13 protein-coding genes are annotated in these 17,151 nt (G+C 41.4%); all 13 read left to right on the top strand.

Annotated elements, in window-relative coordinates:
• The first annotated feature begins 205 nt into the window (after positions 1-205).
• Positions 206-2,455 carry an efflux RND transporter permease subunit gene (locus GJV22_RS11535; protein ID WP_238480319.1) on the top strand — a complete coding sequence of 750 codons (2,250 nt, stop codon included), beginning with the start codon at positions 206-208 and terminating at the stop codon, positions 2,453-2,455.
• A gap of 13 nt (positions 2,456-2,468) precedes the next feature.
• Complete coding sequence (locus GJV22_RS11530) at positions 2,469-3,227, top strand: outer membrane lipoprotein-sorting protein (RefSeq protein WP_163713275.1); 759 nt, start codon at positions 2,469-2,471, stop codon at positions 3,225-3,227.
• Between the two features lie 46 nt (positions 3,228-3,273).
• Entirely contained in the window at positions 3,274-4,068 is a 795-nt protein-coding gene (locus GJV22_RS11525) for a sulfite exporter TauE/SafE family protein (RefSeq protein ID WP_163713272.1), read from the top strand.
• An 18-nt stretch (positions 4,069-4,086) separates the two neighbouring features.
• Positions 4,087-4,815 (top strand): phosphatidate cytidylyltransferase, encoded by a 729-nt coding sequence (locus GJV22_RS11520; RefSeq protein WP_163713269.1) that lies wholly within the window; start codon positions 4,087-4,089, stop codon positions 4,813-4,815.
• 17 nt (positions 4,816-4,832) lie between these two features.
• Positions 4,833-5,507: a phosphatidate cytidylyltransferase gene (locus tag GJV22_RS11515; protein WP_163713266.1), complete on the top strand. Its 675-nt coding sequence runs from the start codon at positions 4,833-4,835 to the stop codon at positions 5,505-5,507.
• A 92-nt stretch (positions 5,508-5,599) separates the two neighbouring features.
• On the top strand, positions 5,600-6,700 hold the full coding sequence (locus GJV22_RS11510; RefSeq protein ID WP_163713261.1) for an SDR family oxidoreductase: 1,101 nt from the start codon (positions 5,600-5,602) through the stop codon (positions 6,698-6,700).
• Between the two features lie 20 nt (positions 6,701-6,720).
• Positions 6,721-7,317 (top strand): CDP-alcohol phosphatidyltransferase family protein, encoded by a 597-nt coding sequence (locus tag GJV22_RS11505; protein WP_163713258.1) that lies wholly within the window; start codon positions 6,721-6,723, stop codon positions 7,315-7,317.
• 10 nt (positions 7,318-7,327) lie between these two features.
• Positions 7,328-9,772 carry a DUF5686 and carboxypeptidase-like regulatory domain-containing protein gene (locus tag GJV22_RS11500; RefSeq protein WP_163713255.1) on the top strand — a complete coding sequence of 815 codons (2,445 nt, stop codon included), beginning with the start codon at positions 7,328-7,330 and terminating at the stop codon, positions 9,770-9,772.
• A 19-nt stretch (positions 9,773-9,791) separates the two neighbouring features.
• Entirely contained in the window at positions 9,792-10,586 is a 795-nt protein-coding gene (locus GJV22_RS11495) for an SDR family oxidoreductase (protein ID WP_163713252.1), read from the top strand.
• A gap of 33 nt (positions 10,587-10,619) precedes the next feature.
• Positions 10,620-11,675, top strand: a complete 1,056-nt coding sequence (locus GJV22_RS11490) for a VOC family protein (protein ID WP_163713250.1) — start codon at positions 10,620-10,622, stop codon at positions 11,673-11,675.
• Positions 11,676-11,864: 189 nt separating this feature from the next.
• The gene (locus tag GJV22_RS11485) at positions 11,865-12,458 is read left to right on the top strand and encodes an RNA polymerase sigma factor (RefSeq protein ID WP_163713247.1); all 594 of its coding nucleotides are present in this window, start codon (positions 11,865-11,867) and stop codon (positions 12,456-12,458) included.
• Positions 12,459-12,546: 88 nt separating this feature from the next.
• Positions 12,547-13,581 (top strand): FecR family protein, encoded by a 1,035-nt coding sequence (locus GJV22_RS11480; RefSeq protein WP_163713244.1) that lies wholly within the window; start codon positions 12,547-12,549, stop codon positions 13,579-13,581.
• Between the two features lie 92 nt (positions 13,582-13,673).
• The gene (locus tag GJV22_RS11475) at positions 13,674-17,150 is read left to right on the top strand and encodes a SusC/RagA family TonB-linked outer membrane protein (RefSeq protein ID WP_163713241.1); all 3,477 of its coding nucleotides are present in this window, start codon (positions 13,674-13,676) and stop codon (positions 17,148-17,150) included.
• Position 17,151 lies beyond the last annotated feature (1 nt).

Here is a 17,151-nt window from a genome sequence, read left to right as displayed (position 1 = left end):
GTTATTTATTTCTTTATCCAGACTTAGATGCATTGAAATTAGCAGTGATTCCTTTATAAAAACATCAATTTTAATAATCGATTGAGGATTATTCGACTGGAAGACTAATCCGGTTTTGTGAAATGCCAGTTTTGGTCGTTCGCACTCATGAAGCCAATAACTGACTATCAGGAATTATTACGATTTGTAAAATTGAGAGGAACAGTTGGAAACACTGATTAAAAAATATAGATTTTTACTGCTTGCAGGGATTATTGTTCTGGCTGCATTGTCATTTATGCAATTTGACAAACTGCGGATTAATCCAAGCTTCAATGACTATATTCCCTCTGATGTGGGCAATCGTGCCTATATGCAGAAACTGGACAGCATTTTTGGCGGAAACGAGAAAATCATGCTGATTATTACCAACGATGACGGTATTATTAATCCGGAAAGTTACAGCCACCTGGTACATTTAACCGATGAGTTAGCAGATGTTGATGGTGTTGAGCGCAGTCTTTCGTTGAGGGATGTTCTGGAAATAAAACTGGAAGATGGTTTTACCTCCTTCGATCCGATTATTCACGAAATTCCAGCTGACTCAACAGCACTTCGTAATTTGGAAAATCGCTTGCTTAATAATGAGATGGGGAAGCGTTTTGTGTCAGCAGATTTAACGGCAACAGCCATCATTCTTTCGAAATCAAATGATGTTGCCGATAATCAGATTATTCCCGCAATTCAAGAGGTACTTCTGCAAAATCCCGGAAAGGATCAGGTTTACATTGGTGGCCTGTCGTACATTCGTCAATCCATCAAGTCCTACATAAAAACCGATTTGGTGACCCTCCTGCCAGCAGCATTAATACTGATGATCTTAATGCTGTATTTTTCTTTTAAGGAATGGAAAGGTGTTGTGCTTCCTTTTGTGGTTGTGATTTTGTCTATCATTTTTTCATTTGGATTGATGGGCTTATTGGGCTGGGAAATTTCGCTAATATCAGTGCTGTTGCCGATTATGCTGATCGCTATTGCGAATGATTACAGCATTCATTTGGTGAATTTATACCAGGAAAAGTACAAGGAGGGAAAATCAACCGACCTCAAAATAATAGCCGTCGCTATAAACCGCGAGCTTCGAAAACCAATTATAATTACTGCGCTGACCACGATTGGCGGGATGTTGGGATTGCTTTCGCACAAAATGGCTCCAGCTGCGCAGTTGGGTGTTTTGGCGTCGTTCGGAATCGGACTGGCTTTGTTGATGAGCCTTTACCTGGTACCTGTTTTGTTGAGCTTTTACCCCAAACCGAGAATCCGGAAACGCGATCACAGCGGCAAAAAGTCTTTTATCGACCGGATTCTGACCTTGTTTTCAGACTGGATTACTCAATCTCCCCAAAAAGTATTATGTGCTTTTGCACTTGTTGCAGTTATTAGTATTGCCGGGCTGTTTTTGGTAAAGGTTGATACGAATGTTGAAAGTTATTTCATTGGAAAATCAGATATCAAAAAAGGAATCGAATTAGTTAACGAGAAGTTTGGCGGGTCACAATATGTATCGATTCTTTTTGAAGGTGACGTACTTGCACCGGAAACATTGAGACGCATGGACGAGTACACTCATAAGATACAAGGTGTTGAGGAAATCGGTCACATTATTTCGCCGAGTATTTTTATGCGCGAACTCAGCAAAGGGATGAATACCCCTGAAGAGGCAGGCTACGGTCAGTTGCCGAAAACTGAAGCTGAGGCAGAGCAATACTTCGAACTTTTATCGATGACGGGTTATGACGGGCAGGTTTCACAGTTTATTGATTACAACTATGAGCATGCCCGGATATTGGTAAGCCTCAAAGATGGAAGTAATCGTACCGGCAAAAAGGTACTGAAAGCTTTAAAGGAAATTACAGAGGGGGATCCAGCAGTGGTGTGTATTGCGGGCCCCGGTTTGTCGAAGATACAAATAGCAGATATGGTCATTCATGGACAAATATCATCGATGATTTTAGCCTTGGCGATTATCTTCATTCTTTTGGCACTGATTTTTAGATCGTTTGCCGCGGGAACCAAAGGTAGTTTACCATTGTTGTTATCATCGTTATTCCTGTTCGGTTTGATGGGCTTTTTGAATATTCCGCTGGATATTGTTACCGCGATGCTATCGTCGATCATGATTGGCGTTGGTGTTGATTATACCATTCACTTTTTGTGGCGTTACAAAGCTGAATATGCATCGGCCGGTGATCGGAATATTGCTGTAGCACGAACATTGGAAACAGCCGGAAGAGGAATCGTTTTCAATGCTTTTTCGGTTATTGTGGGTTTTTCAGTACTTATTTTCTCGAGTTTTGCACCCCTGCGTTTCTTCGGGGTACTGGTGGTTGTATCCATCTTCTCGTGTTTGATTTGTGCTCTGTTGCTCATCCCTGCAATAATCATCGTTTACAAACCAAGGTTTTTAGAATCTTAATGAAACAAGAGATATGAAGAAGTTACTAATCGTTTTTGGCTTTGCCGTTATAACATTAAAGTTGTTTGCGGGCGATAATGTTGAAGCCAGGAAAATATTTGAAAATTCGAAGCAGAAGTTGTCGTTGAGAAATGTTCACCTGGTGCTCGATCTCCAGAGTTTCGATGCGAAAGGCAATGAAAAAACGAAATCGATGGATGTTTCTTTTGCGGAGTTTGGCGAAGAGAAAAAGGTGATGGTTGAAGTGACCGCTCCTGAGAATATTAGCGGAACCAAGATTTTGACCACTGACTCCAAAGATCAGAAGGGGATTATTGAAATATATATGCCTTCAACAGGTAAAATTCAGAAAATTCGCGCCAATCAGCGAAACTTGAAAATGTTGGGTAGCGAAATTCCGATTAACCAGTTTAGCTCCGCTGTTGGTGCCGATTCAAACATGAATATAGTAGGTGAAAAAAGCATCAACGGAACGCTGTGTCACCAAATTAAAATGCAGAAAGAGGATGAGAAGGAATACGATGTTGCCTACATTTCTGTCGATCAGGAACGGTTGGTTCGAATTGAAACCTTCGATAGTCGCGATAACCTGGTTACACAGACGGATTTGTCAAATTATATGAAGGTTGAAGGCATCGGATCGAAAATGTATCCGCGCGACATTCATGTCAAAAATTTAAAAAGCGGGAAAAGTTCGTTGTTAAAAGTTCGTCAGGTTGATTACCTGGGCAATCTAAATATCAACGACTTTAAACTCAGCTCAGCATCTTAATTTTTTTAGTAAAAAGCGATTTCACCTTGATTGGATATCAAAAGTTATGATTTTTCATTCCCCCATAGAACCTATCTATTTCCTATTGCCCTTATTGGGGTTTATAATTGGTTTGTTTGGTACCATGCTCGGCGGAGGTGGAGGATTTTTCTTTTTACCAATTCTGACTTTGCTTTTGCACGTTCCAACGCAAACAGCGGTTATTACATCGTTGGTTGCAACTTTGCCAATTGGCTTGGTTGGTTCGGTTGGTCACTACCGAAAGCAGCACATTAATTTCAAGATCGGGATGTTGTTTGCCTTGGTCGGGATAATTGGAGCATTTATTGGGGCTGGAATTACAAGTCGGATCAGCTCGGAGCAATTGAAAACCAGCTTTGGTATCTATTCCATTTTAATGGCGCTGAATATTGCCTACGGAACTTATAAAAAGAAGAAGGCGGAAGGTGAAGGGAAAACACATAATCAAAGTAGAAAACACAAGGTTTTAAAAGGTTCGTTTTTCGGCTTGTTTGCCGGCCTGATTACCGGAACGTTTGGAACAAGCGGAACAGCACCTGTTTTGGCGGGCTTATTTTCATTGCGCATCCCAATTAAGATGGTTATTGGAACTTCGTTGCTGATTGTTTTAGTGAACACGTTTTTTGCAATTGGTGCGCACTTTCTGGTTGGGAAAATAGATCTGACATTGGTTTATTTCCTGACGGCCGGTTCGGCGTTGGGTGCCATATCGGGTCCCCGGTTATTGTCAAAAACTAAGATTGACCGGTCTGAAAATAATGCCCGTTATTGGTATGCCCTCGTTATGGTGGCCTTGGGGGGGGTGATGATGGTTGGTTAATTAAGAATTATATAAGAGATGATTCAAACAATTTATATCATAATTCTGGCTTATTTCGCACTTGGTGGATTCGGTTTTTACATGATTAACCGCAAAAAAGATCCGAAAGTTGCTAAAGAAAGCTACACGAAGTTTATTGCATATTTTTTTATTATTAATATCTTGTTTTTCAGTATTGTGATTAAGCCTGAGATTTTCGGATTTCTGGCTGTTGTAATCAGTGTTGTTGGTATATTCGAATTGATTAAGCTTTTCAGATTAAGAGAGTTTAACCGGAAAGGTTTTTTCATAATATCGCTGATAATCTATTTAGCTCTGGCGACAGGATTTTTCTTTTTCAGTCGTTTGGAAAAGGAACTGATCCTTTTTTCATTTTTAGTGCTTTCTATTTTTGACGCTTTCAGCCAGATTAGTGGTCAGCTGTTTGGGAAGACAAAAATATTGCCCTCAATAAGCCCTAATAAAACGCTGGGTGGATTGGTTGGCGGAGCGATATTTGCTATTGCGAGTGCTTTGTTGTTGAACCGCATTTATGATGGAACATGGGGCAAATCAGTAATATTGGCGAGCGGGGTTGTGGCTTTTGCTTTTGCCGGCGATATCGCAGCTTCGTATTACAAACGAAAATATAATGTCAAAGATTACAGCAAGCTGATTCCCGGTCATGGTGGTTTTCTTGATCGCTTTGACAGCCTAATTGCAGGTGGATCGTGGGTCGCTTTGTGTATGTACATATTAAACTTTTAAAGGAACTTAGAGAAGAAATGGGAAATATCGTTGTACTATCATTTGTTTACCTGGTCGGAATTGTACTTCTGCTAGCCTTTAACGAGTTGAATTACCGGAGGCTTAATCTGAAGGGTGAATTCACACGTAAATTTGCTCATTTTGTGGCAACTTTGGCCGTGGTTCCCTTCCCTTACATTTTTCCTTCGCATTGGTATATTTTAGTGCTGGCGCTGTTGTTTTTTGCAGCCTTGTTTATAACCCAGTACAGTAAACAGCTGAAATCGATTCATGATATTGAGCGTAAGTCAATTGGAAGCTACCTGCTGCCAATTTCAATATATATTACATTTTTGATATCAAGCCTGTTGGAGAATAAGTTTATTTACATTCTTCCAATGTTGATTTTGGCTATTTGCGACCCGATGGCTGCGATACTCGGAATTAACATTAAGAGCTTCAATGGGCATATTAAAATTTTTGGTCGTAAATTGAATAAAACTTGGTTGGGATCCGGAGCATTTCTGGTTACCAGCTTTGTCATCAGCATAATTGCCCTTTATTTTCATTGGGGCATATTCAGTTTGAAAACGTTCGAGCTGGCTTCGACCGTTGCTGTTGTGAGTACGTTGGGAGAACTGGTAAGTTGGAGGGGATCAGATAACCTAACAATACCATTAAGTGTATTACTGGTGCTGATTCTGTTTATGTAGACAATTTATTCAATTTTTAGATAGAAAGTATTATATTATTATAGCCTGAAAACAAACAAGTTAAAAAGAGAAGAAATTAAAAAGTTACGTTCATGAAGAGAATTATAATAAATGGCGCCAATGGCTATGTAGCATCCAATTTCATTAACGATTTGCTGTTGCAAAATTTCGAGGTCGTTGCATTAGTCCGGGGAAATGAGACAAAACCGGCGGAAATGCGGATGAAGAAAGCCATGGTTGATATCAATGAAGGCTCATTCGTTAAACCGGATAATCTGAAGATTTTCAATTATTCGTTGCTTGATGATAATTTTGGTATTCCGGAGGAAACACTGGAAGAGCTCTTCGATGGGGAAGTGGATTATTATCATTTTGCAGCCAGCTTGAAATATGATTTTAAAGCTAAGGATGAGATTTTCCAAACAAATATGGATGGCGTTCAAAACTCAGTTCGGGTGTTTTCAAAATTTGCCGGTAAAGAATCTCGCTTTTTCTTTATCAGTACAGCCTATTCGTGTGGTAAGTTCGACGGCTTGTTCGAAGAGAAATTTTACGATATAGCCGATATCTCAGAGTTTAGGAATTATTACGAACAATCGAAACGTTATGCCGAGAACCTGATTCGCAAGCACATGGACGAAGAGGGGTTGAAAGGTCATATTCTTCGCTTGTCGCAGGTTGTTGGTAACAGTAGAACCGGTGTAACAGTAACCGATTATGGTATTTTTGACTTTGCCCGCCGTATTCAAAGTTTGGCAGCCCGCAATCCCAATCGCACGGTTCGAGTGAAAGTAGATCCGGAGTCAACCCAAAATCTTATTCCGATCGACACTGTGGTCACTTATTTGATGCAGACGGTGAAGGTTCAAAACTTACCGGTTATCATGAACATGGTTGCGAAGCAAGCCGTGAGTAACCGGTTTATCCTGAAAGCATTGTGTGATTTGTTGCCCATTAACTTAGTGCCGCAAGTGGATTTGGACAAATCGGAGATGGATTCATACGAACGGATCATCTCGATTGGAATGTCGTTTACAAGTAGTTATACCGGAACCAACCTATTGTTTGATACCCGGAAATTGGATGAAGCATTGACGGAAGAAGTGAGCGAGATGAGCGAAGACGCAGCTTTACGTATGCTGGAGTATTTCCTGGGAAAATCAAGTGACAAAAAAGCGAAAGTCGCTTGTTAAACAATTAGAAAAACAGAAACATGAAACCTATCACAGTTAAAGGGGAAAAGATAATAAATGTGCCAAATTTTATCAGTCTATACCGACTGTTGGCATTTCCTGTAATTTTATATTTTGCGCTTACCGGAGGAGAGAAATGGTATGTCATTCTCTTATGCATTAGTTTGGTGAGCGACGTGCTTGACGGTAATATTGCCCGTTTTTTCAAGCTGCAAACCAACTTTGGCGCAGCACTGGACAACCTGGCCGACATTTGTACTTATGCGATGGCTTTGTTGGGACTCTTTGTCTTTAAATGGACAGAGATTGAGCCTCATGCCTGGATTTTGTATTTGTTCCTAACCCTATTTGTACTCAGCTACATCATCGCTTTTTATCGTTTCGGTAAAATTCCCGGATTGCATTTGTATTCAGCAGTATCGGCCGGATACGTTCAAAGTATTTTCTTCTTCATACTTTTTGTCTTCGGGTTTTACACCTGGATGTACTATCTGGCCTTAGGTTGGGGAGTGATAGCCTACGTTGAAAAAATTCTTGTTTTGCTTCGTTTGGATGATATCCGAATTGGAGTTAAAGGCCTTTACTGGGTATTAAAAAGCGAAAAAAGCAGACAATAATTACAGTCAAATGTTAAGGAAATTTACTATCGCCATATTAATGGTCGTTGTAAGTTCCGGGGTTTTTGCGCAAGTGGTTTCTGGTGTTGTACAAGATGCAAGTACCAAAGAAGCTATTCCTTTTGCTAATATCTGGATTAAAGGAACCTTGCAGGGAACGCAATCGGATCTTGATGGCCGTTTTGTGTTGAAAGCACCCAAAGGTGATACACTGGCTGTATCTTCGGTTGGCTACGTTCAGCAGGAATTCAATTTGAAAAAAGGAGTTGATACGCAACTTTCAGTTGAGCTGGCAAAGGATGTTAAGCAAATCGATGAAGTTACTGTCAAATCGGATATTCCTTTTGCCAAGCTTGTCTTTAGCCGGATTCAAAGGAATAAGAAAGCGAATCAGGATCGGCTGAAGCAGGTTCCGAACTACAAAGAGATTGAAAATACCACCGTTTATATCGCTGTTGATACGACGGCCAAAGTAAGTCGTTTCTTCGATAATATGGAGGACGTGACGGTTGAGATGGAAGGGCAGGATCTGCGTTTTTCACCTATTTACTTGTTGGAAGAAGCAAGAGATATTTCGGCTGATTCAGTTGATTTTGTTTATTCACAGAAAGACGGGATTTTTCCCCGGTCAATCTCCTTCATTGAAAGCTATATTTTGATCAATGTTGCCGTCGACATGGACTTTTACGAGGAGCAGATTAAGATTATGGATCGCGGGTTTATTTCTCCGATTGCCAAATCGGCACAATCGTTTTATAATATTTATTTCAACGATACGATTTTCGACGGGGATCAGAAATATTACCATTTAACTTACGCGCCGAAGAACCCTCGAAATCCGCTGTTTTCCGGAAGCTTCACGGTTGATGCCGAGACCTACGCCCTGAAAGAGATCGATGCTTATATTTCGGGGAAAGCGAACCTAAATTTCATCAATGGTTTTCACGGCAGTGCCATTTACCATAACAAACCTGACGGTGATTACTTTTTCGATGAGAAAAAGGTCGATATAAATTTGTCTTTATTTACCAATAAAGACTCTACGGCTGCATATAGCTCCCAAAGGTTGCAAAATGTATCAAGTGGGAATTGGTTGATCAACAAGACGACGCACTACTCAAATTCGCCCAGACTAGATAATGTGAAGGCGCGCGAATGGAAAAGCCAACCGGAGTTTGCAGTCGATAAGCTGGGAGAAGACACGTATTCCAGTGTCGATAATTTGAAGGACCAGAGTATTGTTAAAGGTGTTGATAAGGTTGGGGGAGTGGCGTTGACCGGTTTTTACAATGCCGGAAAAATTGATATTGGGCCGCTTTTCGACATTTATTCGACGAATGAGATTGAGGGGAATCGGCTTACGATTCCCTTGCGGACAAGTGATGAAATGTTTGAGCGTTTTTCGATAGGAGGATTTTTAGGATACGGTACCCGGAATAAAGAATTTAAGTTCGGAGCCAATTTCGATTACCAACCGGGAGAGACGGATAAATTTTTGCTACGCTTCCGGTATTATAATGACTACAACCTGGTTTCACAGGATCGGTTCCTGAGATTTATCAAACACAATCCGAACAACAAAGGGAATGGTAATTTCATTGCTGTATTTACCACCAAAGAGAAAAATCCGTACCTGAAAGAGGAAAGATACCTTGAAGGACGAATTGAATACAACAGTCCGAACGATTTTCATTTAGAGGCTTCGCCCTATCTGAATTGGAATTACAGTACACCTTTTGTTTCATTTACCAAAGACGGGGTTGCCTACAATAACTTTACAAACGTTGGTGTGCTTTTCGATGCCCGATTTGCATTTGGGCAACACTACGACATGTATTTTTTCGATCGGATTTATTACGTCAATCCGATACCGGTGATTGATATTGGGCTGGATTTGGGGCATGTTTCGGTACCTGATATGGAAAAAGAGTTTGGGCTCTATGCTCGCTTTCATGCTTCAATCCAGGGACGGTTTGTGCTTGGTCAAATGTTTATCAACTACATGTTGAACGGTGGTTATATGTTTGGCGACGCACCCTATGATCAATTGGATCTGCCCGTTGGATCAATGTCTTTGGGCTATGCAAAGTTCCGATACAATCTGCTTCATCATGCTTCGTTTGCCCATAATGCCTACACAAATTTGCATACATATTTGAACGGTGGAGGTGTTGTGTTAAATAAAATACCATTGGTTCGAAATTTAAAATTGAGGGAAATTGTGTCGTTAAAGGTACACTACGGACAGTTGACTAACGGGTATAAAGGGGTTTTTGATCTGCCTGATTACTATCATAATGAGAAGAATAAGCCCTATGCTGAAATTGGATTTGGCTTTACGAATATATTTAAAGTGTTGCGCGTTGAGTATGTCCGAAAGTTAGGCGGAGCGTATAAGAATAGTGATTTTACAGATAAAAATGGTATCTTTTTCCGCACAGAAATGAGTTTCTAAAACAGGCTAAAATCAAGGAATGAAAGACCTCAACGGGAAAGTTGTTTGGATAACGGGTGCCTCATCCGGGATTGGAGAGGAATTGGCTTACGCTTTTGCACGTGAGGGGGCATTTCCTGTTCTTTCGTCACGCGATGCTCAAAAGCTGGAAGTGGTTAAAAAGAAGTGCCTCGAGTATACATCCAAGTGCTGGGTGCAGCCGGTTGACCTTTCTAAAATTGAAGGTTTCCCGAAACTGGTTGATGCTGTTGTAAAGGAGGCTGGTCGGATTGATTTGCTGGTAAATAATGCCGGGCGAAGTCAACGCTCCTGGGCAAAAGAAACTCCAATTGAAATTGATCGTGCGATCATGGAACTGAATTTCTTCAGTGTCATTAGCTTATCAAAACTGGTGTTGGCACAAATGCTGAAAACTGGTGGTGGTCATTTAGTCGTTGTCAGCAGTATAACCGGGAAATTTGGGTTCCCGATGCGAACGGCCTACAGCGCATCAAAACATGCTTTGCAAGGCTTTTTTGAGGCATTGAGGGCCGAGCTGGTTGGTGATGGTGTTGATGTTACCATTGTTTCACCGGGGCGGATAAATACGAATGTATCGAAAAATGCCATGACGGAAACCGGACAGGCCTACAATAAAATGGATGCTGGCCAAGCTAACGGAATGCCGGCTGATCAATGTGCTGCACAGATCGTCAAAGCGATCAGGAAAAATAAAAAAGAGATTTTGGTCGGTCGAAAAGAGTTGATGATGGTTCACATTCGTCGTTTTTTCCCGGCTTTATTCTTTAAAATGGTTACTAAAATTAAAAATTAGGGCGCAAGCTCTTGAAAAATATACACCCTGAATATGAAGAAAAACATTTGCGGTATACAGCAGGTAGGTATCGGCGTAGTGAATGCAAAACAAGCTTGGAAATGGTACCGGAAAGCTTTCGGAATGGATATCTGCGTTTTTGAAGATACAGCGACAGCAAAGCTTATGAAGCACTACACAAATGGTAAGGAATGCGATCGCTACGCTGCTTTGGCCATGAACATGGAAGGCGGCGGCGGTTTCGAGATTTGGCAGCATACCCAGCAAGTTTCACAGCCGCCTGTGTTTGATGTAAGATTGGGCGATTGCGGGATTTTCATTATCAAGATGAAATGTAGTGATGTGGAAAAGGCTTACAAGTTGCACGGCGAGATGGGCTTGAATATTTTGGGTGAACTGATCAGGGATCCACAGGAAAATTTACATTACTATCTGATTGACCCGTACAACAATATTTTCGAAGTGGTTGCCGATTCCCATGTTTATATGAAACAAGAGTCGCCAACAGGTGGCGTTGCCGGTACGGTTATCGGCGTATCCGATATTGATGAAGCGCTGAAGGTATATTCGGGGATTTTAGAATACGACCAGGTGATTTACGATCAAACGGGCGTGTTTGAGGACTTTGCTGTTTTACCTGGAGGAAACGAAAAGTACCGCCGGGTATTGTTAAAACATAAGCACAGAACCGGACCTTTCAGTCGACTTTTGGGACCTACTCAAATCGAGTTGGTGCAGGCTTTGGAACGCACACCGGATAAAATATTCCGCGAACGGATTTGGGGCGAATTGGGATACATTCATTTGTGTTTCGATATTCAGGGGATGGAGTTTCTGCAAAAAGAAGCTGAACAAAAAGGATTCCCCTTCACCGTCAATAGCGCCGACAGTTTCGACATGGGTGTTGCTGCCGGGCATTTCTCCTATATCTCTGATCCGGATGGAACACCAATTGAATTTGTTGAAACTCACAAATTACCAATCATTGAAAAATTAGGCTGGTACATGAACCTGAAAGGGCGGGATCCCAAAAAGTCCTTGCCTGACTGGATGGTTAAGACCTTACGGTTTAGCCGGGTTAAAGACTAAAAAAAGACACAACAGCGATAAAGGCAACTCAAAAGGGTTGCCTTTTTTATAACTTGTTTTGGTTGTAATGTGGGCAGTTTTTCTGAATTAATGCTTTTCAAACATAAAAACGCGTTTCAGAAATATGACAAAAATTAGGGAATTTCTTCTAAATTCGTTCTAACCAACGACCCATAACTGAAACTAACCTTGCTAAACAGAGGCCAAAATAGAGACGATACGCTTGTTTCTCAAGTTCGGAACGGAAGTATTCAATCGTTCAGAATATTGTATGACAGGTACAATAGGAAGGTATTTCTGTTTTCCCGGAAATATTTAAGAGAGAAACAAGATGCAGAAGATGTGTTGAATGAAGTTTTTCTGAAAATTTGGGAAAACAGACATTCTCTCAAGACGGAAACCTCTTTTCAGTCTTATTTATTCACAATTGCCTACAACAACATTCGAAAGCGCTATCTGAAAAAAAGTAAGGAAGAAGAAAATATCCGGAAGTTTGCGTCTGAATATGTTTTGGAAACTAGTGGAGATGAGGAGCAGCTTGACTACAATCTTTTCATTCGAAAGCTGGATAAACTTGCTGCCCAATTGCCGGATCGGAGGAAAGAGATATTTCTGCTGCGGTATCGACAGGACTTGAAAAATAAGGAAATAGCCCAGAGGCTGGATCTTACAGAACAGTTTGTGAAGAATCAACTTTCTATCGCCCGAAAATATATGTTTTCGGCTATGACCAGTGACCGGGAAATGCAGGAGTTTTTTCTTTTCTTTTTATTCCTTCATTAAAGCCGAAGAAAAAAAATCAGAAAAAAAGATCATTTGAGAGGTACGTTTTTCCGGTTGCAGGATATAACCAGTAAAACTAACCAGCAAAATGACCATTGAAAGAAACCGCATAGAGCGCCTTTTTGCTCAAAAAGGTAGTTTAGCTGACTACAAAAAGCTGGATGAGTATTTTGCGGATGAGCATTTAAACAAACAGGTCAAAGAAGCTATTCGGGAGCAATGGGAGAACTTCGATCCTGACTCTGATTCCGATCTTGCCCCGGTTGATAATTTCCACAAACAATATTTTTTGCTTGAACAGAATGGCGAGACAACAGGCGGTAAACATCGCTTGCTTTTCCAGTTTAGGCAAATTGCAGCCATATTGGTTGCTGGCTTAATAATAGCGGGTGCGATTTATTTTACGCGCAGCAAGACTGCAGGTATACCCGCACAGGAAATTCAGTTTTACTCGCACGATGGTTTTCGTAGCCAGTTTACATTGCCCGATGGTACAACCGGTTGGTTGGGCTACAATTCGGTGCTTAAATACCATGTTGACAACGATGCTGTACGAACTGTTGAGTTGGATGGACTGGCTTATTTTGATGTTCATCACCTCGATGAAAAGTATCCCTTTCAGGTAACAACCCCTTCCAAATTGAATATTGAAGTTTTGGGAACAAAGTTCAATGTCGTTTCCTATTCCGATGAAAACACCTGCGAGGTGGTGTTGGAACAGGGAAGTGTCAGCCTAAATGTGCACGAAAAGGAGGTCGGACAGCTAAAGCCAAATGAGAGAATGGTCTTCAATATTAAAGAGAACAAACTCTCAAAATCGATTGTAAATGTGCACGATTTTCTGGCATGGAAGGATGGAAAACTCATTTTGCATGATTTGTCTCTTGAAGAAACTTGCGTAAAACTGAGTCGGTTTTACAATACAGATATAGTACTAGAGTCGGAAGAGCTAAAGGACAAGAAAGTTCGATTGGTGCTTGAAGATGAAAGTCTGGAGGAAGCTTTAGCATTAATAGCCCTTTTGTTCCCGGTGGAATATGAGGTCGTTGAGCGAAATATGATTGATAATAACAGTTTTACTAAAAAGAAAATCATACTAAAACTAAAAAAGAAAATGGATTGAATGAAATGTAAAAAAGCAGGAAAGCACTGCTATGCCGTCCTGCTTCGATTGTAAAATCTATGAGTTTATAAATTTCACTAACAACCAAATTTATGAAAAAAATGAACAGGTGTGAGGTGTGGGATCATCATGCCTTAAAAAAAATCATTCGTATGATGCGTATAGCACTTATTTTCATGTTGGTTTGTGTATTCGAGTCGTTTGCGCTTGATTCATATACTCAATCAGCAAAAATATCGATCTCCGAGCGAGGAGCTAAACTCGAAGAGGTACTCCTGCAAATTGAAAGTCAAAGTAAGTATCGATTTGCGTATAACCGCTCCGAACTGGATTTAAATGAAATTTATACGTTAACGACCACTGACTCGGATATTGCCGAGGTGCTCCATGAACTGTTTGGTGAAAGTTCGATCAGGTATACCATACTTGGTAGACAGATTGTGCTATCGCCCAATCAGAGAGTAACGCAGGTCGAACAGACGATTACTGTTTCGGGAACCATTCTAAATGAGCAGAATGAACCTTTACCAGGAGTAACAATTGCTATTAAGGGAACGAGTACAGGAACGATTACAAACCTCGATGGTAAATATTCCTTGCCGGATGTTCCGTCGAATGCGATTCTTGTTTATACGTTCGTAGGTATGAAATCACAGGAAGTGCCGGTTGCCGGGAAATCGGTGATTGACTTGGTTATGGAAGAAGAAACAATCGGCTTGGAGGAAGTTGTTGCAGTAGGTTATGGTTCTGTACGGAAAACGAATCTAACAACAGCTCAGGTCGGTGTATCCACCGAACAAATGGAAAAGACGGTCAATACGACCTTGGAGCAAGCGATTCAGGGGAGGGCCGCTGGTGTTTATGTCACTCAGAACTCAGGTCAACCCGGTGGTGGAATGTCTATGATAATTAGGGGAGTTAGTACCATCAATGGCTCAACTGAACCATTGTATGTGATAGATGGTCTTCAGATTGGCGGCTCCTCTGTAGAGTATGGAAATACAAGTTCATCTAACGCTTTGTCAGGTATCAACCCTTCGGATATTGAGGATGTTCAAATCCTTCAAGGGCCATCAGCAACTGCTATTTATGGGTCCAGAGCCACGAACGGTGTTGTTATTATTACAACTAAAAGGGGGCGAAGAGGAGAGGCCGATATCACTTACAATTTCTCTTATTCAGTTCAAACCACACCTAAGCATTTGGATGTGATGAACCTGAGGGAATACGCTCAAATGGTCAAAGAATTTCATGCAATTGCAGGAGGGACTACGCCGGAAGAATTCCTTGATCCCTCGATTTTGGGTGAAGGTACAGATTGGCAAGAGGAATTATTTAAAAATGCTCCCATGCAGAAGCATCAAATTAGTTTTAGTGGAGCAGGGAAGTTGTCAACTTATTATATTTCCGGAGAGTTTTTAAATCAAGAGGGCGTAGCTACAGGTTCGGGATTTAAACGCTATAACTTACGAATAAATACCTCACAGGAGCCCAGAAAGTGGTTGCGGTTACGGGAAAACGGCAACTTCAGACAGATCAAAGAAATTTTAACCACCACCCAGGAAGGGGTTATCAGTAATGCTTTGCAAAACACGTCACAAGTACCTGTTAAGAATATCGATGGCAGCTGGGGTGGATTTGAAACAAAAGAAGGGTCCAATCAATATGCGCCGATTAATCCGGTCGCTATTGCCAGTTTAAGAACGAATGAAAATGTGCGGAGAGAGCTCAATGGCGGTTTCAATCTAGAGGCTGATCTCGTGAAAGGCCTTGTTTTCCGAACATCAGTAAACGGAAGTTACGATACCCGTAATGCGATCTATTTTAGTCCGAAGATGAAGATTGGCTGGTATGTAGTTGATCGGGCCAGCTTTAGCGATTTTATGGGAGTTAGTACTTTTTACAGCTGGGATCAACAGTTAACGTACAACAATAAATTTGGAGAGCACACCATCGATGCCACTACTCTGCACGAATACAAAGAAGGAAGTTGGAAACAAAATACGGGTTCCCGCACGGGCTTTCTGACCAATGATATCATGGATTTGAATGCTGGTGATGAAAGTACTTCTGTTGCCAGTGGCGGGAGCAGTTCCTGGGCCATGGAATCCTATCTTTTACGCGTTAATTACAATTACAACGATCGGTATCTTGTTCAGGCCTCGATACGAGGGGATGGTTCTTCCAATTTTGGTGCTAATAACCGATGGGGAGTGTTCCCTGCTGGTTCGGCAGCCTGGAGAATCAGTAATGAAAGCTGGTTTGATATGCCTTTCATGAATGAATTGAAACTCCGTTTCGAAACCGGGTTAACCGGTAACTCAGGAGGAGGGGCCGGGATCTATTCCCCTTTACAGACCACCGCGACCGAATGGGGAACAGGCTTCTCGCCAAGTAAAATTTCCAACCCGGATTTACAATGGGAAGAAACCATGACCAACGACTTGGGGATCAATATCCACTTGTTTGGGAATCGCATTCAGATAAAAGCGGATATCTACAAGAAAACAACGAATAACCTGATTTTTGATGCAAGTCTTCCCGGATTCATGGGAGGTTCGGGTAATGGAGGAGCCAGTTCTCCGACTGTAAACTCCGGTAAAATCAGCAATAAAGGTTGGGAGTTTGCTTTGAATTCAACGAACATCCAGACAACCAACTTTAGATGGGATATGGATTTTAATATCTCCGGTGTTAAAACAAAAGTGGAAACGCTTAATAGTGAACTGGGATTCTTCGATCGTACTTCGTGGTGGATGAATAACTGGACACAGCGAACAGCCGTTGGTTACTCGCCGTGGATGTTTATGGGGTATAAATACGACGGAATTTTCAACTCTGTTGACGAAATTTATAACAGTGCAATTCCAACCGACGCGAATGGGAATAGACTAGAAATCAGTGAGGATGGTGTCTGGGTTGGTGACGTAAAATATAAAAATGTTGGCGGAGAGGATGGTGCTGAAGGAGTTATTGATGTTAATGACCGGACATACATCGGTAATCCATGGCCAAAGTTCTTTGGTGGTCTAACCAATAACTTCACTTATAAAGGTTTGGACTTAAGTGTCATGATCACGTTCAATTATGGAAACGATATTTACAATTATGTGCGCATGGTTAATTCGAACCCGTCGCAGATCAATGTAGGGAGAAACCTCATGACAGACGCAATAGACTACGCAAAGCTAGCGACCAGCGGAGATGGGGATGTGTATCTGGTCAATCCGGATACCGATTTACCCCGGATTTCATATGGGCCTAATAGCAACTGGACTCGTTTTTCCAGCAGATGGGTGGAAGACGGATCATTTATCAGAATTAAAAACATAACGCTGGGGTACACTGTGCCAGCGGCGTTATTGAACAAAACAGGCTTTGTTAAAAGCGTCCGACTCGCATTTAGTGCTCAGAACATCTATACAATGACGAAGTACAAAGGTTATGATCCTGAGGTTGGCTCCTATGTCGGAAGTCAGGCTTCCAGTGCCAACCAGGCCATAGGAATTGACACCGGACGTTACCCGTTGACTCCAACCTATACGTTTAATTTGATGGTAAACTTTTGAT

Source organism: Mangrovibacterium lignilyticum (genome assembly GCF_010882175.1).
Lineage (GTDB): Bacteria > Bacteroidota > Bacteroidia > Bacteroidales > Prolixibacteraceae > Mangrovibacterium > Mangrovibacterium lignilyticum.
Note: the sequence above shows the minus strand (reverse complement) of the source record. Positions and strands in the feature narration are given on the sequence as shown.

Coding starts and splice junctions, on each gene's coding strand:
- GJV22_RS11490 (WP_163713250.1), top strand. CDS start 10,620: ATGAAGAAAAACATTTGCGGTATACAGCAGGTAGGTATCGGCGTAGTG.
- GJV22_RS11520 (WP_163713269.1), top strand. CDS start 4,087: ATGATTCAAACAATTTATATCATAATTCTGGCTTATTTCGCACTTGGT.
- GJV22_RS11510 (WP_163713261.1), top strand. CDS start 5,600: ATGAAGAGAATTATAATAAATGGCGCCAATGGCTATGTAGCATCCAAT.
- GJV22_RS11500 (WP_163713255.1), top strand. CDS start 7,328: ATGTTAAGGAAATTTACTATCGCCATATTAATGGTCGTTGTAAGTTCC.
- GJV22_RS11480 (WP_163713244.1), top strand. CDS start 12,547: ATGACCATTGAAAGAAACCGCATAGAGCGCCTTTTTGCTCAAAAAGGT.
- GJV22_RS11505 (WP_163713258.1), top strand. CDS start 6,721: ATGAAACCTATCACAGTTAAAGGGGAAAAGATAATAAATGTGCCAAAT.
- GJV22_RS11515 (WP_163713266.1), top strand. CDS start 4,833: ATGGGAAATATCGTTGTACTATCATTTGTTTACCTGGTCGGAATTGTA.
- GJV22_RS11475 (WP_163713241.1), top strand. CDS start 13,674: ATGAAAAAAATGAACAGGTGTGAGGTGTGGGATCATCATGCCTTAAAA.
- GJV22_RS11495 (WP_163713252.1), top strand. CDS start 9,792: ATGAAAGACCTCAACGGGAAAGTTGTTTGGATAACGGGTGCCTCATCC.
- GJV22_RS11530 (WP_163713275.1), top strand. CDS start 2,469: ATGAAGAAGTTACTAATCGTTTTTGGCTTTGCCGTTATAACATTAAAG.
- GJV22_RS11525 (WP_163713272.1), top strand. CDS start 3,274: ATGATTTTTCATTCCCCCATAGAACCTATCTATTTCCTATTGCCCTTA.